The 4,843-nt window shown below is 66.3% G+C and carries 1 protein-coding gene and 1 pseudogene; both read left to right on the top strand.

The genetic code is table 11. The features are described from left to right. Window positions 1-514: 514 nt before the first annotated feature. Window positions 515-679 (top strand): annotated as a pseudogene (locus tag FHS74_RS31265) (hypothetical protein); the annotation flags it as partial. Window positions 680-688: 9 nt separating this feature from the next. Next, the coding region (locus tag FHS74_RS03015) for a beta strand repeat-containing protein (RefSeq protein WP_184797234.1) at window positions 689-4,843 on the top strand (4,155 nt) is incomplete at its 3' end.

Genomic DNA, 4,843 nt, shown 5'->3' with positions numbered 1-4,843 from the left:
AACTGTCCCAGCCGTCACATTCTCACCCAAAGCCGCCTGACCAACGGCCACCTCAAACGCGCGCCGCTTTTACACCAGCTTGACGGACGCTATCGGCCTGCGGCCATTTTCGGAGGTGTCAGGCAACACAACGGCCAATTAACGCGCCCCAAAAATCCTCGGACCCAAAAGGCCCTCAGCATTTACCAAACGTCCTTCAGCCTCGGGCACGGGCAGACGCCTAAGACAGTCAAGTGGCTAAAGTTCCTGTTCTTGCCCCATGTCTACGAAACTCACCTTGAGGTTAGGTTTTATCCAAATTAAAGTGATCTGGTATCCAGGTTGGGTATATCGTCGTTGGATAAATACTCGCGTGCCCCCCGCACCGGCGCGTCCAGAAGGGATCAGGTCGCCCGGGGATGAAAGTACTTCTGACAATCCCAGAAGGGGACCGGCAGGAGATGAAAGACCCACGTGGCTGTGGGCGCGCCTAAAAGGGGCGTTGCGGTGCCGAGGGTGAAGCATCTCAAAAGAGATGCGATCGGAGAGGGTCATGGTTTCGTCTATTGGTTCCTTAAGCCCATCGCAGATTGCGGCTTATACGACGGCGAATATTCAGGCCCTGACCACTCAGGACGTCGCGGCCCTTACGACTGCCCAGATCACTGTCCTTTCCACGACGCAAGTGGCGGCCTTCACGGTCAGCCAGATGGTTTTCAGCGCCCAGCAGCTGCAGGCGTTCAGCGATGAGGACATCGCCGCCTTCTCCCCCGCCGACATTGAGGCCCTTAAATCCAACCAGGTGCAGGCGCTGAGCGCCGACCAGGTCGATTCCATCACCACCGACCAGCTGGCCGGCCTGTCCACCGCCTCCATGCGGGAATTCAGCCGCAATCAGGTGGGCTATCTCACCACCACCCAGCTGAACTCCCTGTCCACCGCGCAGATTCAAGCGCTAAGCACGGCCCAGGTGGGCGGACTGACGGCCAGCCAACTCTCCGCGCTCAGCAGCGCCAACCTCTCGGCGCTGACCAGCAACCAGGTGGCGCAGTTGACCACCGCCCAGGTCCGGGCGCTGACCACCGATCAGCTGAACGCGCTGTCGACATCCGATATGCGGGAATTCACCACCGTCCAGCTGGCGGCGCTGACGCCTGACCAGATTGAGGGGCTGAGCAGCCGCAACCTGTCCGCCCTGACCACCAACCAGGTGCTGGGATTGACCTCGGCCCAGGTCACGGTGCTGACGACGGATCAGCTGGCCGGCCTGACCACGGCCCAGGTGTCGACCTTCACCGCGACCCAGTTGCGCACCCTGGACGGCGGTCAGCTCAACGCCCTGTCCACCGCCGACTTCCGGGCCCTGACCACGGCCCAGGTCGCCAACCTGACCACCGATCAGATATCGACGCTGAGCACGGCCAACCTGTCGGCACTCAGCGGCACCCAGGTCGCCAAACTGACGACCGCCCAGATCCGGGCCCTGACCACGGACCAGTTGGGCGGCCTCACCACCGCCGATATCCAGGAGCTGGCCTCGAACCAGGTCCAGGCGCTGACCACCGACCAGCTGGGCGGCCTCACCACCGCCGAGATATCCGCCCTGACAACCAGCCAGTCGGCGATGCTGACCGCGGCGCAGATCCGGTCGCTGGACACCGCGCAGGTCAACGCGCTGCCCACCGCTGATCTGCGGAATTTCACCGCCGGGCAATTGACCGCCCTGACCACCGACCAGGTCGCGGGCCTGGGCACCGGCAGTCTGGCCGCCCTGACCACGGCGCAGGTGGCGCAATTGTCCACCCAACAGGTCGGGGCGCTGACCACCACCCAGACGCGGACCCTGTCCCAGCCGCAGCTGGCCGCCCTGACCACGGCGCAGATCAAAGCCCTGGACACGGACAGTGTGGCCACGCTGACGACCGCGCAGGTCATCCAGCTGTCGTCGGCGCAGTTGCGGGCGCTCAGCAGCGATCAGGTCAACGCGCTGACCACAGCGGACATGCGCGCCCTGACCGCGAACCAGATCACCGCCCTCACCGGGGGGCAGCTGGCCAATCTGGAAACGGACAATCTGGTGGCGCTGTCCACCACCCAGGTCGCGCAGCTCACCACCGCGCAAATCCGCGTCCTGACCACCGACCAGTTGAACGCCCTCTCCACGGCGGACGTGCGCGCCCTCTCCACGGCGCAAATCGCCTCGCTGCTGGTCAGTCAGGTCACCAATCTGGCCACCGCCAACGTCGCGGCCCTGTCCTCGCTTCAGGTGGGCCAACTGACGACGGCCCAAGTCCAGGCGCTGACCACCGACCAGCTGGGCGCCTTGCCCTCCGCCGACGTACGGGCGCTCACTTCCGCACAGCTCCGGGCGCTGACCACCGACCAGTTGTCAGCCTTGAGCGGCAGCGCCATCGCCGGCTTCACCACCACGCAGCTGAATGGCTTCACCTCCGACCAGCTGGGGGCGCTGACCACCGACCAGATGGCCGGGCTGACGACGCTGCAGGTGGCCGGCTTCACCACCGCCCAGGTCAAGGGCCTGACCAGCGACCAGTTGAACGCCTTCACCACGGCGGATATCGCGGCGCTGACCACGGCGCAGCTGGCGGTGCTGAGCACAAGCCAGGTTTCCAACCTCACCACCCGCAACGTGGCGGCCCTGACCAGCGACCAGGTGGCCCGCCTGTCCACCGCGCAGCTCAGGGCGTTATCCACCGAGCAGCTGAGCGTGTTCAGCACGGCGGACACCCGGGCGTTGAGTTCGGCGCAGGTGCGAGCCCTGACCACCGACCAGGTGTCGGGCCTCAGCACCGCCAATCTCGCGGCCCTCACCGCGGCGCAAGTCGGCAACCTGACGGCCGCCCAGCTGGGCGCGCTGACCACCGATCAGGTGGCGAGCCTATCCACGGCGCAGGCGGTGGGGCTGTCCAGCGCCCAGGTCCGGAGCCTGAGCAGCGACCAGCTGAACGCGCTCAGCAGCGCCGACCTGCGCGCGCTCGCCACCACCCTGACCGCGGCGTTGACCACCGGCCAGGTCGCGGCCCTGGATACCGACGCGCTGGCGGCCCTGACCACCGCCCAGGTTGCGGTCCTGTCCAGCGCCCAGTTGCGGGCGTTGGGCAGCGACCAGTTGAACACCCTCGGCACCGCCAACATCCGCGCGCTGGCCAGCGCCCAGATTTCGGCGCTGACCACCGACCAGATCTCCACGCTGGGCACGGCCGAACTTGCGGTCCTGACGCCGGCGCAACTGGCTGGCCTGAACACTGGCCAGGTGGCGTCGCTGACCACGGATCAGGTGAACGGCCTGGCTACCGCACAGGTGTCCGCGCTCTCCGGTTCGCAGATCCTCGCCCTGACCACCGATCAGCTGAACGCGCTGACCACCACCGATATCGGCGTGCTGAACACCGCGCAGATCGCGGCGCTCAGCACCTTGCAGCTATCCAACCTCGTCACCAGCGCCGTGGCGGCGCTGGGAACGACGCAGGTGGTGCGCTTGTCCACCAGCCAACTGCGCGCGCTCAACAGCGACCAGCTGGGCGCGTTGTCCACCGCCAACATGCGCGTGCTGGGAACAGGGCAGATCGCGGCACTGACGACGGACCAAATCTCAACGCTCAGCACCGCCAACCTGTCGGCCCTGGGCGACACCCAGATCACCAGCCTGACCAGCGGCCAGCTGCGGTCCCTGACCTCGGATCAGCTGAACAGCCTGACCACCGCCGACATGCGGGAATTCACCTCACCCGAAATAGCCCTGTTGACGACGGACCAACTATCGGCGTTGGCATCGGACAATCTGTCGGTGCTGAACAGCGCCCAGATCGCGGGACTATCCAGCGGCCAAGTACGCTCCCTGACCTCGGACCAGCTGAACAGCCTGACCTCGTCCGATGTGCGGGAATTCACCTCCGCCCAAATCCAGGCACTGACCACCGACCAGCTCTCAGCGCTCAGCACCGCCAACGTGACGGCGCTGACCACCGCCCAGTTGGCCGGGCTGGGCACGGGCCAACTGGTGTCGCTGACCTCAGACCAGGCGGCCGCCCTGTCGACCTTGCAGGTGGCGCGGCTGTCCACCACCCAGGTGCGGACGCTGACCTCCGACCAGCTGAACGCCTTGAACAGTGCCGCCGTGCGGGCGTTGTCCAACGCCCAGGTGGCGTCCCTGACCAGCGGCCAGCTGGCGAACCTCAGCACGGGCACGGTCGCGGCGCTCAGCACCACCCAGGTGGCCAGCCTGTCCGTCGGCGTCCTGAACTCGCTGACCTCCGACCAGCTGGCGGCCGTGTCCACGGCCGGCATACGCGCCCTGAGCACAGCCCAACTGTCGGCGCTGACCACCGCCCAGTTGTCAACCCTCAGCACGGACAATACCGCCGCCCTGTCCGCCACCCAGGTCGCGGTCTTGTCCACGGTTCAAATCCGCGCCCTGACCAGCGACCAGCTGAACGCGCTGACCACCACCGATGTCCGCGCCCTCACCTCCGCCCAGGTCCAGGCGCTGACCACGGACCAGCTCTCCGCCCTGGGATCGGACAATCTGTCGGCGCTTGGCAGTGCCCAAATCAACAAGCTGTCCAGCACCCAGGTCCAGGCACTGACCTCGGACCAGCTGAACACGCTGACCACCACCGACGTGCGGGAGTTCACCTCAAGCCAGCTGTCGGCCCTGACCACCGACCAGCTGTCCAATCTGACGTCGGGCAACCTGGCGGCCCTGGCCAGCAATCAGGTCGTGGGGCTGTCCGCCGCCCAGGTCCGGGCCCTCACCACCGATCAGCTGAACAGCCTGACCTCGTCCGATGTGCGGGAATTCACCTCCGCCCAAATCCAGGCCCTGACCACCGATCAACTGTCG

The sequence above is a fragment of the Nitrospirillum iridis genome (genome assembly GCF_014205765.1).
In the GTDB taxonomy this organism is placed as follows: Bacteria; Pseudomonadota; Alphaproteobacteria; order Azospirillales; family Azospirillaceae; genus Nitrospirillum; species Nitrospirillum iridis.
This window is presented reverse-complemented; position numbering and strand designations above follow the sequence as displayed.